Origin of the sequence: Halomonas nitroreducens (assembly GCF_003966155.1) — a bacterium.
In the GTDB taxonomy this organism is placed as follows: domain Bacteria; phylum Pseudomonadota; class Gammaproteobacteria; order Pseudomonadales; family Halomonadaceae; genus Halomonas; species Halomonas nitroreducens.
The window spans coordinates 47,446-63,622 of the sequence record NZ_RXNS01000020.1; the positions used below are offsets into that span (position 1 = coordinate 47,446).

A 16,177-nucleotide genomic window follows, 5' to 3' on the forward strand; every position below is an offset into this window, starting at 1 on the left:
CTGCCGTCTCCTATGCATGCGTGGCGCGTTCATCGTGCGGCGTCGAGTCTCGCGAACGACCATGCCGGCGCCAGGAGGGTGCAGACCTCCTCGACCCCGGCGGTCTCGGGCATCTCGCTCAGCCACTGTTCAAGATAGCCGATGAACTCCTCCCGGGCGATGTCCCGGGCCCCCAGGCTAGCCAGGTGGGCGGTGTGCATCTGGCAGTCGATCAACCGGCCGCCCTCGGCGGCCATGGTGCGTGACAGGGTCACCAGGGCGACCTTTGAGGCGTCCGCCACCCGGGAGAACATCGACTCGCCGAAGAATACCGGACCCAGCGCGATGCCGTAGAGGCCGCCCACCAGACGCTCGTCCTGCCAGACCTCCACCGAGTGGGCCGCACCGAGGTGGTGGAGACGGCCATAGGCGGCCTGCATCTCGGCGGTGATCCAGGTCTCGGGCTGGTCGTGACGGGGGGCCGCGCAGGCTGCGACCACGGCCTCGAAGGCGCGGTCGGCGGTGACCCGGAAGCCGCCGTTGCGCAGGCGCTTGGCAAGGCTGCGGCGGACCTGCACCTCCTCGGGGAACAGCACCATGCGCGGGTCGGGGCTCCACCACAGGATCGGCTGTCCCGCGCTGTACCAGGGGAAGATGCCATGGCGGTAGGCGGCGAGCAGCCAGGCCGGGCTGAGGTCGCCGCCGGCGGCCAGCAATCCGCCGGGGTCGGCGAGGGCGGTGGAGACCGGGGGGAAGCGGACGGGACGCTCGGGGAGCCAGGGCAGCATGGCGGGATGTCTTCCGGATGACATGAGTCCCCAGTGTGACGGGCCTGGTGACGGGGCTCAAGTCATCGCTTGCCCCTGTGATGGCCGGCCTCGGCTCGGTATGATTGGTGGCCGTGGAATCTGGAAGACGCCGTGTGGCGCAAGGGGGATGGCCGCTTGACTGCCAAGAAGAAGTCCGCGCCGCACAGCCGTGCGGCGAACGCCAAGGAAACGGCAAGACGCTTCGGCCTTCGGCTGCAGGGCTCGGCGCGGGAAGGCGTCGTGATCCTGTTGCTGGCGGCCTGCGTCTTCCTGTTGCTGGCGCTGTACAGCTTTCGTCCGGAGGATCCGGGCTGGTCGCGCAGCGGCCCGGAGACCGAGGTGGCCAACTGGATGGGCGCCATCGGCGCCTGGCTGGCCGATGTGCTCTATTCCCTGTTCGGTGTCAGTGCCCTGTGGTGGCCCGGCATGCTCGGCTTCGCCGCCTGGTGGCTGATCCGCTCTCGGCAGGTGCGCTTCGAGTGGGATGCCACCGCCCTGGCGGTGCGTTGCGGGGGGCTGGTGCTGCTGCTGCTGGGTACCACCACGCTGGGCGCGCTGCATTTCTACCATCCCGAGAGCACCCTGCCGTATGCCGCCGGGGGCATCCTCGGGGAGGGGCTGGTCGGCGCCCTGCTGCCGCTGGTGGGCAGCGGTGGCACCTCCCTGCTGGCACTGGCCGCCATCCTGTGCGGTGTGCCGCTGTTTACCGGGCTGTCGTGGCTGACGGTGATGGACGAGCTGGGTCGCCTGGTCCTGCTGGGCTGGCGCTGGGTCGCCGAGCGCTTTGCCTTCCGGCGGGAGGCCGAGGCGGATGCGGCAACCCCCGAGGCGCCGGCCCCACGCCGAGAGGCGTCGCCGCAGCCGGTCGAGGCGCCGGATGCCGACCCTGATCCGGCGTCGCGTCCCGCCTGGTGGCGGCGGCTGCTGCCGGGACGGGGCGTGTCGGATGTGCCGGCGCTGCAGGCGGCCGGTGGGCGTCGCGATCCCGGCTTCGGCGATGACGGCGAGACCGAGATCCCCTGGGACGTGCCCGAGCGCACGCCGTCCGCCAAGCGCCCCGAGGCTGCCTATAGCGCCCGTGAGCCGAAGGTGTCGCTGGAGCCGAGCGTGCCCCTGGGCGCGGCGTCCGGCGCGCCCGCCACCCGCGAGGTGCCTCCGGCCGAGGGACGCGACGCGCCCGAGCCGCTGCGGGCAACCCGCGACGACCCGCAGCCTGACCCGGCCCCTCGGGCGTCGGCCTTCGTCACGCCGAGTGCCACGCCCCCGGCCGACCCCGCGCGGCGTGAGCCCTCGCTGTCTGCCCGGGACGAGCCCCCGAGCGATGTGCCGGCCGAGCAGGACGAAGCGCGTGCCGAGACGCCCCCGACGGTCAGCGAGAGCGTCCGGCGGCCCGGCGAGGGCGCCCCGGGGACGGCCGGCGAGGACGCCGGAGAGCCTCGCGCGTCGACCCCGCCGCGCCGGGTGCCCGAGGTGGTACCCGAGCCGATCCTGCCGGAGGACGATGACGAGCCCCTCGCGTCCTGGCAGGCCGACGCCCGGCCGGTCCCCCGGGAGCCGGCGGCGTCGCGTCCGGCATCGCCCGAGGCGTCCCCGCGGCCCGGTGCCTCGACCCCGGCCGAGGGGGCCGCGGGCGAGGACGACGACGCGTCTCGGCCGGCCACCGCCGATCAGGCCCGGGAGGCGGCGCAGGACGATGGGCCCACGCTGTGGACCGTGGAGCACCTGCAGAGCCAGCGGCCCATGTTCGACGATCTGCCGGAGCCGGATGGTGAGCTGCCCAGCCTGCGGCTGCTCACCCCGCCTCAGGCGCACCAGCCCAACTATTCGGACGCCCAGCTGGCCGAGATGGCCGAGCTGCTGGAGACCCGGCTGCGCGAGTATGGCGTCAAGGCCGAGGTGGTCGACACCTGGCCGGGGCCGGTCATCACCCGCTTCGAGATCAAGCCGGCGGCGGGGGTGAAGGTCTCCAAGATCAGCAACCTCGCCAAGGACCTGGCGCGCTCGCTGATGGTCAAGAGCGTGCGGGTGGTGGAGGTCATTCCCGGGCGTCCCACGGTGGGCATCGAGATCCCCAACCCCCATCGGGCGATGATCCGTCTGCGCGAGGTGATCGATTCCGACCGCTACCAGCACGAGGCCTCGGCGTTGACCCTGGCGCTCGGCCAGGACATCGGCGGCGGCCCGGTGGTGGCCAACCTCGGCAAGATGCCGCACCTGCTGGTGGCCGGGACCACCGGCTCGGGCAAGTCGGTGGGGGTCAACGCCATGCTGATCTCCATGCTGCTCAAGGCCACGCCCGATGAAGTGCGCATGATCATGGTCGACCCCAAGATGCTGGAGCTCTCAGTCTACGACGGCATCCCGCACCTGCTGGCGCCGGTGGTCACCGATATGAAGGAGGCGGCCAATGCCTTGCGCTGGTGCGTGGCCGAGATGGAGCGGCGCTACAAGCTGATGGCCGCCATGGGCGTGCGTAATATCGCCGGCTTCAATGCCAAGCTCGACGAGGCCGAGCGGGCGGGGGCCCAGGTCGCCGACCCGCTGTGGGAACCCCAGCCCTGGGAGATGCACCAGGCCCCGCCGGTGCTGGAGAAGCTGCCCTATATCGTGGTGGTGATCGACGAGTTCGCCGACATGTTCATGATCGTCGGCAAGAAGGTCGAGGAGCTGATCGCGCGGCTGGCCCAGAAGGCCCGCGCTGCCGGCATCCACCTGATACTGGCCACCCAGCGGCCCTCGGTGGACGTGGTGACCGGCCTGATCAAGGCCAACATCCCTACTCGCATGGCTTTCCAGGTGTCGTCCCGGGTCGATTCCCGGACGATCCTCGATCAGGGTGGTGCCGAGAACCTGCTGGGGCATGGCGACATGCTCTATCTCCCGGCCGGCTCCGGCATGCCGACCCGCGTGCACGGGGCCTTCGTCGATGACGACGAGGTGCACCGTGTGGTCGAGGACTGGAAGCGTCGCGGCGAGCCGGAATACATCGACGAGATCCTCTCCGGTGGCGTCTCCGCCGACGCCCTGGCCGGGCTCGAGGCGGAAGGCGGCGGTGGCGGCGACGACGATGCCGAACAGGACGCCCTGTATGACGAGGCCGTGGCCTTCGTCACCGAGAGTCGCCGGGCCTCGATCTCGGCGGTCCAGCGCCGCTTCAAGATCGGCTATAACCGGGCCGCTCGCCTGGTCGAGGCGATGGAGATGGCCGGCGTGGTCTCGACCATGGGCACCAACGGGGCCCGCGAGGTGCTGGCACCGCCGCCGGCCGGCGAGTAAGGCCCCGATCATGCAACCACCATGCAAGCCGCGGGCGGGATGCAACCCGCCGCGGCCCCCCGGGTCCGAGACACAGGACGCGACCATGGACCCGCTCAGGGAGACAGCGAAATGACAGTGAAGACGACCCTTGCCGCCCTGGCCCTGGCGGCGCTGGCCCCGGCCTCGGCGCTGGCCAGCGACGGCGCCGACCGGCTGGCCCGGATGCTGGAGCCGGTACAGACCTACGTTGCCGACTTCGACCAGCAGATCCTCGACAGCAGCGGCCAGCGCCTCCAGGAGGCCAGCGGGCGGATGTGGCTGTCCCGCCCGGGACGTTTCCGCTGGGAGGTGGAGGCGCCCTACGAGCAGATCGTGGTCTCCGACGGCGAACAGGTGACCCTCTACGACCCGGATCTGCAGCAGGCCACGGTCCAGGCGCTGGACGAGCGGGTCACCCACACCCCCGCACTGCTGCTCTCCGGCAGCGCCGACGAGCTTACCGACAGCTACGCGGTGTCGCGCAGTCAACAGGGGGCGTCGGAGACCTTCACCCTCGTCCCGAAGAGCGCCGATACCCTGTTCGAGGAGCTCAGGCTGACCTTCCACGGCGAGCGGCTGGGCTTTCTGCAGATGACCGACAGCACTGGCCAGCGCACCGCCATCGAGTTCGGTGACGTGCAGCAGAACGTCGAGGTCTCCGATGGCCGCTTCCGCGTAGAGCTGCCCGAGGGCACCGATGTGATCCGCGAGGGCGGCTGATTCCCCGCTCCTCGTGATGGGCGCCGGGCCCCGGTTCACCCCTCGGGTGACCCGGGGCCCGTGTCGTTGGGGCGTCGGCCATCGGCCTGGGCATCCAGGCCGGCGCGCCACTCCAGCATCTGCTTGAAGCGCTTTTCCTGGCCGTAGTCGCTGGGGACGTAGAAGCGTTCGGCCGGGACGTCCTCGGGCCAGCAGTCGTGCCGGCTGCCTGACGGATAGCCGTGGGGCTCGCGGTGCGCGTAGCGGTAGCCCGTACCGTGGCCCAGCGACTCCATCAGCTTGGTCGGGGCGTTGCGCAGGTAGGTCGGCACCTCGAGCATCGGCTGGGCAGCGACGAAGGCCTTGGCCCGACTCCAGGCCTGGTCGATGGCATTGCTCTTGGGCGCCACCGCCAGGTGGATGGCAGCATGGGCGATGGCCCGCTGGCCCTCGTAGTCGCCGAGGCGCAGGTAGGCATCCCAGGCCGACATGACCAGCGGCAAGGCACGGGGGTCGGCATTGCCCACGTCCTCGGAGGCGATGGCTGCCAGGCGACGGATCACGTCCAGGGGATCGCCGCCGCCCTGCAGGAAGCGGGCGATGTAGAGCAGGGCGGCATCCTGCCGCGACGAGCGAATCGACTTGTGGATGGCCGAAAGCAGGTCGTAGTAGTGGTCGCCCTGCTTGTCGAAGGCGCTGGCGGTGTGACCTATCACGTCCTCCAGGGCCTCGCGGGGCAAGCGTTCGCCCTCGCCCTCAGGGGCGGTGAAGTCGCAGGCGGTCTCCAGCAGCCCCAGCGCGCGGCGTGCATCGCCGGCGGCGGCGCGTGCCAGCAGGGCGAGGACCTCGTCGTCCGCGGCGATGCGGCGCCGGCCCAGACCATGGGTTTCATCGGCCAGTGCCTGGTGCAGCACCCGCATCAGTTCTTCCTCGGACAGCGCCTTGAGCACGTGCACCCGGGCCCGGGACAGCAGCGCCGAATTGACCTCGAAGGAGGGGTTCTCGGTGGTGGCGCCGATCAGCGTCAGCAGGCCGGACTCCACGTGAGGCAGCAGGGCATCCTGCTGGCTCTTGTTGAGCCGATGGATCTCGTCGAGGAACAGCAGGGTGCCGCGCCCCTGGCCCTGGGCGGTCCGGGCGCGATCCACCGCGGCACGGATGTCCTTGACGCCGGCCATCACTGCCGAGAGGCGCTCCAGGTGGGCACCGGACTCTTCGGCGAGGATCTCCGCCAGGGTGGTCTTGCCGGTTCCCGGCGGCCCCCACAGGATCATCGAGCGCACCACGCCGCTCTCGACCATGCGGCGCAGTGGCTTGCCGGGGCCCACCAGGGCCTGCTGGCCGATATAGTCGGCGAGCCGGCGCGGGCGCATGCGCCAGGCCAGGGGCGCGGTTTCCTCGGACGTGGCCTGCTGGAACAGGTCCATTTCTGACTCCTCCGCTGACGGCTGCTAGAGTGGATACGTCGAGTCTGGACATTCGACCATGGACGGCGAGCAAACATCCCGGTGGCGGGCTAGGGTGATAACTCCATCACGCACCACCGGGAACCCCACGGGACAAGGCGAGTCAACTCAAGGTGCCTTGCGTCCATGTGCCTGATTACAGAGGAGGCCTCCGCAATGCCCATGCTGAATCAACTGCGCCAGGATCATGCCAATATGGCCCGCATATTGCACGTTCTGCAGCTCAAGCAGAAGACCCTGGCGGCCGGTGAGCGGCCAAACTTCCAGCTGGTCCGGGAAGTCGTGGACTATATCCTCGACTATCAGGAGGGCTTCACCCAGCCCCTGGAGAAGGTCTGCACCGAGCGGCTGAAGCAGGTGGCCCCCGAGTCCGAGGAGGTGACCAGGCGGCTCGCCAAGGACTACCGGTCGCTCAAGGCCCAGCTCAAGCGCCTCTCCGACGACCTCGACATGATCCTCATGGATGCGGTGATCCCCATGGATCGCTTCGCCGACGATCTGCGGGCCTACGTGGAGGCGCATCGCGCCTATCTTCGAGACGAGCGGGAGCTGCTCTTTCCGTTGATCCGAGAACATTTCAAGGACGGCGACCTCGAGACCCTGGCCGAGTCCCTTCCCGAAGGTGCCGCTGCCAAGCTGGAGCGCCTGCAGGAGGCCTATCCGGAGCTCTATGCCGAACTCCGGGATGCCCCCGAGCCCGCGACCTGAGGGACGCCGTTCTCCGACGTACCGGCTCATCGCCCCGCACGGTGCCGTGGGACCGTGCGGGGCGCCGGATGATGCCCGGCACCTTCGAGTCCGCGCCCGGCTGAGGTAGAATGCCCCGCATCCTGAGACGGGGCCTGACGCCATGCCGGATACCTCCCTTGCCATTCTCCTGCCGACCCTTCCCTTCCGGGGGGAGCGAGGGTGGGCGAGCGGCCTGTCGGGGGAGGGCTGATGGCGGGCCCGATCCTGGTCTTTGATTCCGGGGTGGGCGGGCTCTCGGTGGTCGCGGCCCTGCGCCGCCGGCTGCCCGACGTCGCCCTGGCCTATGCCTGTGACAATGCCATGCTGCCCTACGGGGTGCGCGAGGATGACTGGCTGGTGGCTCGCATCCTGACCGTTTGCCGGGCGGCGGTGGCCGCCAGTGGCTGCAGTGGCCTGGTGGTGGCCTGCAATACCGCCAGCACCCTGGCCCTCGAGGCGCTGCGCGAGAGCCTGGCGGTGCCCGTGGTCGGTACCGTGCCGGCGATCAAGCCAGCCGCGGGGCTGAGCGACAGCCGGCATATCGGACTGCTGGCGACCAGTGCCACCGTGGCGCGTCCCTACACCCTGCGACTGATCCAGGACTTCGCCCGGGACTGCCGGGTCACGCGCCTTGCCGCCGACCCTCTGGTGGGGGAGGCCGAGCGCCTGGTGCTCGGCGAGACGCCCGAGCTCGAGCGTATCCGCCGCGTGCTCGCGCCGCTCGAGGCGCTGGCCGACCTCGACACCCTGGTCCTGGGGTGTACCCACTTCCCGCTGCTGCGGGACCAGCTCGTCGAGGCGGCTCCCAGACCGCTGCGCTGGGTGGATTCGGGCGATGCCATCGCCCGGCGCACCGGGCAGGTCGTCGTCGGCCCTCAGCGGCGGCCGGCGCCGGAGGTCGGCTGGGTGACCGCGCCGTCGCCGGCCCTCGCGCGCGGCCTCGCCGGCTTCGGTTTCGTCGACAGTCGCCGGCTCGTCCTGGCCTGAGGGCCAAGGCCCCGTTCTCATGCCTTTCGTGTCCCTTCGATCACCATCCAGGAGCCGCCGTGGCCATTCCCGTTGTCGAACCCGACCGCTATGACGAGCAGCTCGCGGCCAAGCGCGAGCGCTTGACCGCGGATTTCGCCCGCTTCTCGCCCCCGCCGCTGGAGGTCTATCCCTCGCCGGCCAGTCACTACCGCCAGCGCTGCGAGTTCCGCCTGTGGCACGAGGGTGATGACCTCTTCTATGCCATGTTCGAGGTCGACCTCGCGGACCCCAAGCAGAAGACGGTGATCCGGCTGGACAACTTCCCGGTGGCCAGCCGGCGCATCAACGCCTTGATGCCCAGCCTGCGAGAGGCCCTGCGTGACGCGCCCGTGTTGCGCCACCGGCTCTTCCAGGTCGAGTTCCTCACCACCCTGTCCGGCGAGGCGCTGGTCACCCTGATCTACCACCGCCAGCTCGATGAGGCCTGGGAGATCGAGGCCCGTGCCCTCGAACGGGCGCTGGACATCATGATCATCGGCCGGGCCCGCAAGCAGCGCCGAGTGCTGACCCGAGACCATGTGTGGGAACGCCTGGCCGTCGATGGCCGTGAGTTCGTCTACCAGCAGGTGGAGAACAGCTTCACTCAGCCCAATGCCGAGATCTGCCGGTCCATGCTGTCCTGGGCGCGGGACGTCACTGCCGGCAGCCAGGACCGTGACCTGGTGGAACTGTATTGCGGCAACGGCAACTTCACCGTCGCCCTGGCCGAGAACTTCCGCCGCGTGCTGGCCACCGAGATCTCGCGGACCTCGGTGGCCAGTGCCAGGGAGAACCTGGCGGCCAACGGCATCGCCAATGCCGAGGTGGGACGCATGTCCGCCGAGGAGTTCGCCGAGGCCCTGCGGGGCGAGAAGGGCGGGCGGCGAGTCGCGGAGATGGGCCTCGACGACTACGATTTCTCCACGGTGCTGGTGGATCCTCCCCGGGCCGGGCTGGACGAGGCCAGCTGCCGCCAGCTCAGCGAGTATCAGCGGATTGTCTATATTTCGTGCAACCCCGAGACATTGGCCCGCAACCTGGAGACCCTGACCCGAACCCATGAGGTGCAACGGTTCGCCCTGTTCGACCAGTTTCCCTGGACCCACCATTGCGAATGCGGGGTGCTGCTGACAAAACGGGACTGACCAGGGGCAGGACAAGTCGTGGCGGCCTTGTCAAGGCGCGATGCGCAACCGACATGCATCATGAGCAAAGGGGCATGTCGTTAGGGATGGTGCGGGGATTGACGTAAGCTCTTGAGCCATGGGGGCTAGGCCCGCTTTCCTACGTCAAGTGATCCCGGCCGCGAACCGCGGCCGCTGGCAGTCGAGGTGATGGATGCTACAAGTCGCACACGAGGAGACCCGTCAGGATCTGCTCAAGCAGCTCAAGGAACGGCTGCAAAGCCGTCTGGACAAGGACAAGGCCGCGGCGGTCGATGCCTTCGCTCGGCTCTTCTATGCCAATGTGCCGCTGGAGGACCTCGCCGACCGCCGGCTGGACGATCTCTACGGGGCGACCCTGTCGGTGTGGCACTTCATCCAGCAGCTCGACCCCGAGGCGCCCAAGGTGCGGGTCTTCAACCCCGACTTCGAGGAACATGGCTGGCAGTCGACCCACACCTTCATCGCCGTGCTCCACGAGGACATGCCGTTCCTTGTCGACTCGGTGCGTGTGGAGCTCAACCGCCGTGGCATGACCGTCCATGCCATCCACAACTCCGTGCTGGCCGTGGAGCGCGACAAGGCACATCACCTGGAGACCGTGATGGCCCCCAAGGCCGCCGGGGCGTCCGCGGCCCGGGAGTCGCTGATCGCCATCGAGGTGGATCGCCACTCCGACCCGGCCGAGCTGGAGGATATCGAGGCCAGCCTGCAGGAGGTGCTGCGTGACGTCCGTACCGCCGTGCGCGACTTCGACACCATGTGCGAGCAGGCCCGGGCGGCCATCGCCGAGCTCGAGGCCTGCCGCCCCGAGCAGGTCGACCCCGAGGACCATCGCGAGGCCATCGCCTTTCTGAACTGGCTGCTCGAGGACAACTTCACCTTCCTCGGCTATGACGAGTACGAGGTCCAGGCGGACGGCAGTCGCCAGCGCCTCGACAAGGTGCCCGGCAGCGAGCTCGGCGTGTTCCGCCTCGACCAGCCCCGCTATCGCGAGCGGATCCGGACCGACCAGGGGGTCGATGGTGACCACTTCGTGCTGGTGCCCCAGCTGCTGTCCTTCGCCAAGAGCGCCCATCACGCCCGGATCCACCGGCCGACCTATCCCGACTACATCTCCATCGACCGCTACGACGAGCACGGCAATGTGATCGGTGAACGGCGCTTCCTGGGCCTGTTCACCGCCACCGTCTACAATGAGTCGCCGCGCAACGTGCCGATCCTGAGGCGCAAGCTCCAGTCGGTCATGGAGATCTCCGGCTTCAACCCGAAGGGCCACAACGGCAAGCAGCTGCTGCAGATCCTCGAGGTCTATCCCCGTGACGATCTCTTCCAGATCGATATCGAGGAGCTGGCCCAGACGGCACTGGGCATCCTCGATATCCGCGAGCGCCGTCGGGTGCGGCTGTTCATCCGCGAGGACCGCTTCGGCAAGTTCTACTCCTGCCTGGTGTTCGTGCCCCGCGACGTGTTCTCCACCGAGCTGCGCCTGCGCCTGCAGGAGCTGCTGTGCGAGGAGCTCGACGCCACCTTCGGCGACTTCAACACCTACCTGTCGGAGTCGGTCCTCGCGAGGATCCAGTTCATCCTGCGCTTCAACGACCAGCGCCCGGTGGACTACGATATCAAGCGCCTGGAAGACAAGCTGGTCAAGCTGGCCCGCAACTGGCGCGACGACCTGCTCAACGCTTCCATCGAGGGGTTCGGCGAGGAGCAGGCCAACCTGCTGATGAGCCGCTTCCGCGACGCCTTCCCGGCCAGCTACCGCGATGACTTCAGCGCGCGCACCGCGGTCTATGACCTGCAGCACATCGGCGAACTGGACGACGGCATTCCCCTGGCGCTGTCGCTTTACCGGTTGATCGAGGAAGAAGGCAGCGGGGTCAACCTCAAGCTCTTTCATGCCGATGCCCCGATTCCGCTCTCCGACGTGTTGCCCATGATGGAGAACCTGGGACTGCGGGTGCTCGGCGAGCGGCCCTACGAGGTCCAGGCCACCGACCGGTCCTACTGGGTGCATGACTTCACCCTGGAGCACCATACCAGCGTCGAGGTGAACCTCCAGGAAATGCGCGAGCCGTTCATCGACGCCTTCCAGCGCATCTGGACCGGCGAGGCCGACAACGACGCCTTCAACCGGCTGATCATCGGCGCCAACCTGGACTGGCGGGAAGTGGCGATGCTGCGGGCCTATGCCCGCTACCTCAAGCAGATCCGCTTCGGCATGTCCCAGGACTACATCGCCACCACTCTGGTCAACCATCCCGAGATCACCCGGGAGCTGGTGACCCTGTTCGAGCTGCGCTTCGATCCCGCCGACCGTCCCGAGCCCAGCGAGATCACCGAGTGCGAGGCGCGTATCCTGGCGCTGCTGGACGAGGTGCCGAGCCTCAACGACGACCAGCTGCTGCGTCGCTACATGGAGCTGATCCAGGCGACGCTGCGCACCAACTATTACCAGAAGGCCGACGACGGGCGCTTCAAGGACTACATCGCCATCAAGATGGAGCCCTCGCGGGTCTCCGGCATGCCCAAGCCTCGCCCTGCCTACGAGATCTTCGTCTGCTCGCCGCGGGTAGAGGGCGTTCACCTGCGGGGTGGCAAGGTGGCCCGCGGGGGGCTGCGCTGGTCCGACCGTCACGAGGACTTCCGCACCGAGGTGCTCGGCCTGGTCAAGGCCCAGCAGGTCAAGAACGCGGTGATCGTGCCGGTGGGCGCCAAGGGCGGCTTCGTCTGCAAGCGTCTGCCGGAGGGAGGTGGCCGTGATGCCCTGCAGCAGGAGGGCATCGCCTGCTACAAGACCTTCATCCGCGCCCTGCTCGACGTCACCGACAACCTCAAGGGGGGCGAGGTGATGCCGCCCCGCGACGTGGTCCGCCATGACGACAACGACATCTACCTGGTCGTGGCCGCGGACAAGGGCACCGCGACCTTCTCCGACATCGCCAACGAGATCTCCACCGAGTACGGCCACTGGCTGGGGGATGCCTTCGCCTCCGGCGGGGCCAACGGCTATGACCACAAGAAGATGGGTATCACCGCCAAGGGCGCCTGGGAGTCGGTCAAGCGCCACTTCCGCGGCCTCGGGGTGAACACCCAGCAGGACGAGTTCAGCGTGCTGGGGATCGGTGACATGGCCGGCGATGTCTTCGGCAACGGCATGCTGCTCTCCGACAAGATTCGCCTGGTGGGGGCCTTCAACCACCTGCATATCTTCGTCGACCCAGCCCCGGACGCCGCCGCCAGCTTCGCCGAGCGCCAGCGCCTGTTCGCGCTGCCACGCTCCAGTTGGGAGGACTACGACACCTCGCTGATCAGCCAGGGCGGCGGCATCTTCCCGCGCAGTGCCAAGTCGATTCGCATCACGCCGCAAATGAAGCAGGCCTTCGACATCCGCGAGGACCGGCTCTCGCCCAACGAGCTGATTCGCGCCATGCTGGTGTCCCGGGTCGACCTGATCTGGAACGGCGGGATCGGGACCTACGTCAAGAGCAGCGAGGAGACCGATGCCCAGGTCGGCGACAAGGCCAATGACGCCCTGCGCATCGATGGTCGGGACCTCAATTGCCGCGTGGTCGGCGAGGGCGGCAACCTCGGCCTGACCCAGCGTGGCCGGATGGAGGCCGCCGCCAAGGGCGTACGCGTCAATACCGACTTCATCGACAATGCCGGCGGGGTCAACTGCTCCGACCACGAGGTCAACATCAAGATCCTCATCGACGAGGTGGTGGCTCGGGGCGACATGACCGAGAAGCAGCGCAACCAGCTGCTCGCCGAGATGACCGAGGAGGTGTCCGACCTGGTGCTGCTGGACAATTATCGCCAGACCCAGGCTCTGGACCTTGCCGAGCGGCTCTCCCAGAAGGGCATCGGCCCCTTCCGTCGCTTCATCAGCGAGCTCGAGGCCGCCGGCCAGATCGACCGTGAGCTGGAGTTTCTGCCCAGCGACGAGGAGCTGCAGGAGCGGACCCTTCATCATCAGGGCATGACCCTGCCGGAGCTCTCGGTGTTGATCTCCTACGCCAAGAGCGTGCTCAAGGGGGACCTGATCGCCTCCGACGTGCCGGATGACCCGACCATCATGCGTTACGTGGAGCGTATCTTCCCCGCGGTGCTGGTCGAGCGCTACCGCGACGAGATGTACGAGCACCGCCTGAAGCGCGAGATCGTGGCGACCCAGGTGGCCAACGACATGATCGACCACATGGGGGTGGTCTTCGTGCGCCGCCTGATCGACTCCACCGGGGCCGGTCGCGCGGACATCGCGCGGGCCTATGTCATTGCTCGGGACAGCTTCCAGCTGGCGCGCACCTGGGAGCAGGTCGAGGCGCTGGACAATCAGGTACCGACTCAGGTGCAGTATTCGATGATGCTCGACCTGATGCGCATGCTGCGCCGGGCCACCCGCTGGTTCCTGCGCCAGCGCAGCGGCATGACCACCCGGGATGCCATCGACTACTTCGCCCCGCGCCTGGCCCAGCTGCAGGAGAACATCGGCAAGCGTCTGCGTGGCGAGGAGCATACCCAGTGGCAGCAGCGTCGTGACGAGCTGGTCGAGGCCGGTGTGCCCGAGGCCCTGGCCAGCACCGTGGCCGCGGCGAACAGCCTGTATGCGGCGCTGGGCATCATCCACACCGCGCGGCAGACCGGCGACAAGCCCCAGCGGGTCGCCGAGATCTTCTACGAGGTCGGTGCGCGTCTGGAGTTGCCGTGGATCCTGCAGCAGGTCACCCGCCTTGAAGTCACCGACAGCTGGCAGGCCAAGGCCCGGGAGACCTTCCGCGATGACATCGAGCGCCAGCAGCTGGCGCTGACGGCCAGCGTGCTGGGCATGGAGGATGGGCCCCGCGAGACCGCCGAGCGGGTTGATCGCTGGCTGTCGCTGCACGAGAGCATGCACGGCCGCTGGTGCCGGCTGATCGACGAGGTCGGCAGTGGCAGCCAGGGAGGCTTCCCGCTGTTCGCCGTCGCGGTCCGCGAGCTGGTGGACCTGGCCGAGAGCAACAGCGAGGCTTAGGGCTCGTTGCCGAACGGCATGCGAGAAGAGCTCCGGGGGCAAGCCGCAGCGCAGGTCTTTTGACCGGGAATGGCAAAAGTAGCGCCCAGGGACGGGCCTACAGCGCCTCTCGCGGGTGGTCCGGCGCCGAACGAGCTCATCCCTTGGTCCCAGACGGTACCGGAAACGCGAACCCCCGCCAGATGGCGGGGGTTCGTCGTTCCAGGCCGGGATGGCGGGGACGGGTTACAGCAGGAAGAGCGTGGCCAGGCCCAAAAAGGACATGAAGCCGACCACGTCGGTGACCGTGGTCAGCACCACCGAGCCCGACAGGGCCGGGTCGATGCCCACCCGCTTGAGCAGCAACGGGATGACGATGCCGGCCACGCCGGCGGCCAGCATGTTGATCACCAGGGCCGCGGCGATGATCATGCCGATGCCGAGGTTGCCGAACCAGGCTACCGCCAGGGCCGCCACCACCAGGGCCCACAGCAGGCCATTCAGGGCGGCGATGCCGACCTCCTTGCGCAGCAGCCAGTTGCTGTTGGTACGACTGATCTGGCCCAGCGCCAGGCCGCGGATGGCCAGGGTCAGGGTCTGGCTGCCGGCGATCCCTCCCATGCTGGCGACGATCGGCATCAGCACCGCCAGGGCCACCAGCTGGTCGAGGGCCGCCTCGAAGCGCCCGATCACCCAGGCGGCCAGGAAGGCCGTGAGTAGGTTGATGCCTAGCCACACTGCCCGGCGCTTGGCGCTGGGCAGCACCGGGGCGAAGAGGTCCTCCTCCTCGTCGAGGCCTGCCATGTTCATCAGCGCCTGCTCGGAATGCTCGCGGATGACGTCGACGATGTCGTCGATGACGATGCGGCCGAGCAGCAGTCCCTGGTCGTCGACCACCGGCGCCGAGACCAGGTCGTGGGTCTGGAAGAGGGTGGCCACGTCCCGGGACTTCATGGTCACCTGGATACTGTCCACCTCCGGGTCCATCAGGTCGGCCACCGCGCTCTCGGGGTCGTTGGCCACCAGTCTCGCCAGCGACAGCACGCCCATGAACAGGCCGTTGCGGTCGACCACCATCAGCGAATGGGTGTTGTCCGGCACGGCCTCCTTCCAGCGCAGGAAGCGTTGCACCGTCTCCAGGCTGACGTCGGCCCGCACGGCGATGGTGTCGGTGCGCATGAGGCGCCCGGCCGAGTCCTCCTCGAAGGCCAGGGTCTCCTGCAGGCGGGTGCGCTGCAGCTCGTCCATGGAGCGCAGCATGTCCTCGGCGACCAGCTGGGGCAGGTCCTCGAAGATCTCGGCCAGGTCGGTGGTGTCGAGGCTCGAGGTGGCCGCGACGATCTCGGCATGGTCCATGTCGTCGATCAGGGTGCTGCGGACCTCGTCATGGACATGCAGCAGCACTTCGCCGTCGACTTCCTGGGGAACACGCTCCCAGAGTCGGATCCGCTCGCTGGGCGGCAGCGACTCCAGCAGCAGGGCGACCTCCGCGGGTTCCAGGTCGGCGATGACGTCGTCGACCCGCTCCAGGTGCTCTTGTTCGAGGGCCAGGTGAATGCGCGACAGGCGGTGTTCCAGCGTCTCGGTTGTCTCGGTCATGTCGTCTCCCTGGCAACGCGTCATCGAGGCTGACTGGTGGCCTCGATGTGTCCTATGTTGGACCCCTGATCTGTGCTTCAGTAGACCACAAAAGGAGCGTCACATGGCAGGTGCCAGCGAGGGCTATCATGAGCCGGTCGAGGAACTCACCGGCGAGACACGCGACTACCACCGGGCCATCGTCTCGTTGATGGAGGAGCTCGAGGCAGTCGACTGGTACAACCAGCGGGTGGACGCCTGCCGGGATGACGAATTGCGCAAGATTCTCGAGCACAACCGCGACGAGGAGAAGGAGCACGCAGCGATGACCCTGGAGTGGTTGCGCCGCCGCGACCCGACCCTGGACAAGCACCTGCGGGCGTTTCTGTTCCGCGAAGGTGACATCGGCCACTGACCCCGGCACGACCAGCGAACGACGAACCCCGCCCCTCG

General features: G+C 68.3%; 10 protein-coding genes. 7 read left to right on the forward strand and 3 right to left on the reverse strand.

All coding sequences use genetic code 11. The features are described from left to right. Window positions 1–29 precede the first annotated feature (29 nt). Window positions 30–767 carry a leucyl/phenylalanyl-tRNA--protein transferase gene (aat, locus tag EKG36_RS17705; protein ID WP_126486529.1) on the reverse strand — a complete coding sequence of 246 codons (738 nt, stop codon included), beginning with the start codon at window positions 765–767 and terminating at the stop codon, window positions 30–32. Between the two features lie 156 nt (window positions 768–923). Here aat and EKG36_RS17710 point away from each other — a divergent pair, with 156 nt between their 5' ends. Together EKG36_RS17710 and lolA are read left to right on the forward strand one after the other, a co-directional pair. Further along, entirely contained in the window at window positions 924–4,064 is a 3,141-nt protein-coding gene (locus EKG36_RS17710) for a DNA translocase FtsK (RefSeq protein ID WP_126486531.1), read from the forward strand. Window positions 4,065–4,175: 111 nt separating this feature from the next. Next, on the forward strand, window positions 4,176–4,805 hold the full coding sequence (gene lolA, locus EKG36_RS17715; protein WP_126486532.1) for an outer membrane lipoprotein periplasmic chaperone LolA: 630 nt from the start codon (window positions 4,176–4,178) through the stop codon (window positions 4,803–4,805). A 35-nt stretch (window positions 4,806–4,840) separates the two neighbouring features. On the opposite strand, the gene EKG36_RS17720 is transcribed toward lolA, so the two are convergent. Then, complete coding sequence (locus tag EKG36_RS17720) at window positions 4,841–6,211, reverse strand: replication-associated recombination protein A (protein WP_126486534.1); 1,371 nt, start codon at window positions 6,209–6,211, stop codon at window positions 4,841–4,843. A gap of 201 nt (window positions 6,212–6,412) precedes the next feature. Between EKG36_RS17720 and EKG36_RS17725 the strand changes: the two genes are divergently transcribed. The 4 genes from EKG36_RS17725 (at window position 6,413) to EKG36_RS17740 (ending at window position 14,167) form a co-directional block, all read left to right on the forward strand. Continuing rightward, the gene (locus tag EKG36_RS17725) at window positions 6,413–6,958 is read left to right on the forward strand and encodes a hemerythrin domain-containing protein (RefSeq protein ID WP_126486578.1); all 546 of its coding nucleotides are present in this window, start codon (window positions 6,413–6,415) and stop codon (window positions 6,956–6,958) included. 231 nt (window positions 6,959–7,189) lie between these two features. Continuing rightward, entirely contained in the window at window positions 7,190–7,966 is a 777-nt protein-coding gene (gene murI, locus EKG36_RS17730) for a glutamate racemase (RefSeq protein ID WP_126486536.1), read from the forward strand. Window positions 7,967–8,025: 59 nt separating this feature from the next. Then, entirely contained in the window at window positions 8,026–9,132 is a 1,107-nt protein-coding gene (gene trmA, locus EKG36_RS17735; protein ID WP_126486538.1) for a tRNA (uridine(54)-C5)-methyltransferase TrmA, read from the forward strand. 193 nt (window positions 9,133–9,325) lie between these two features. Further along, the gene (locus EKG36_RS17740; protein WP_126486540.1) at window positions 9,326–14,167 is read left to right on the forward strand and encodes an NAD-glutamate dehydrogenase; all 4,842 of its coding nucleotides are present in this window, start codon (window positions 9,326–9,328) and stop codon (window positions 14,165–14,167) included. A gap of 225 nt (window positions 14,168–14,392) precedes the next feature. Here EKG36_RS17740 and mgtE read toward each other — a convergent pair whose 3' ends face one another. Continuing rightward, the gene (mgtE, locus tag EKG36_RS17745; RefSeq protein WP_126486542.1) at window positions 14,393–15,745 is read right to left on the reverse strand and encodes a magnesium transporter; all 1,353 of its coding nucleotides are present in this window, start codon (window positions 15,743–15,745) and stop codon (window positions 14,393–14,395) included. A 103-nt stretch (window positions 15,746–15,848) separates the two neighbouring features. On the opposite strand from mgtE, the gene EKG36_RS17750 reads away from it, so the two are divergent. Then, window positions 15,849–16,139 carry an encapsulin-associated ferritin-like protein gene (locus tag EKG36_RS17750; RefSeq protein WP_126486544.1) on the forward strand — a complete coding sequence of 97 codons (291 nt, stop codon included), beginning with the start codon at window positions 15,849–15,851 and terminating at the stop codon, window positions 16,137–16,139. The last annotated feature ends 38 nt before the right edge of the window (window positions 16,140–16,177 follow it).

What these genes read in the sequence shown, in the direction of transcription:
- EKG36_RS17725 (WP_126486578.1), top strand. Translation starts at nt 6,413, where the DNA reads ATGCTGAATCAACTGCGCCAGGATCATGCCAATATGGCCCGCATATTG.
- EKG36_RS17750 (WP_126486544.1), top strand. Translation starts at nt 15,849, where the DNA reads ATGGCAGGTGCCAGCGAGGGCTATCATGAGCCGGTCGAGGAACTCACC.
- murI (WP_126486536.1), top strand. Translation starts at nt 7,190, where the DNA reads ATGGCGGGCCCGATCCTGGTCTTTGATTCCGGGGTGGGCGGGCTCTCG.
- mgtE (WP_126486542.1), bottom strand. Translation starts at nt 15,745, where the DNA reads ATGACCGAGACAACCGAGACGCTGGAACACCGCCTGTCGCGCATTCAC.
- aat (WP_126486529.1), bottom strand. Translation starts at nt 767, where the DNA reads ATGCTGCCCTGGCTCCCCGAGCGTCCCGTCCGCTTCCCCCCGGTCTCC.
- EKG36_RS17740 (WP_126486540.1), top strand. Translation starts at nt 9,326, where the DNA reads ATGCTACAAGTCGCACACGAGGAGACCCGTCAGGATCTGCTCAAGCAG.
- lolA (WP_126486532.1), top strand. Translation starts at nt 4,176, where the DNA reads ATGACAGTGAAGACGACCCTTGCCGCCCTGGCCCTGGCGGCGCTGGCC.
- EKG36_RS17720 (WP_126486534.1), bottom strand. Translation starts at nt 6,211, where the DNA reads ATGGACCTGTTCCAGCAGGCCACGTCCGAGGAAACCGCGCCCCTGGCC.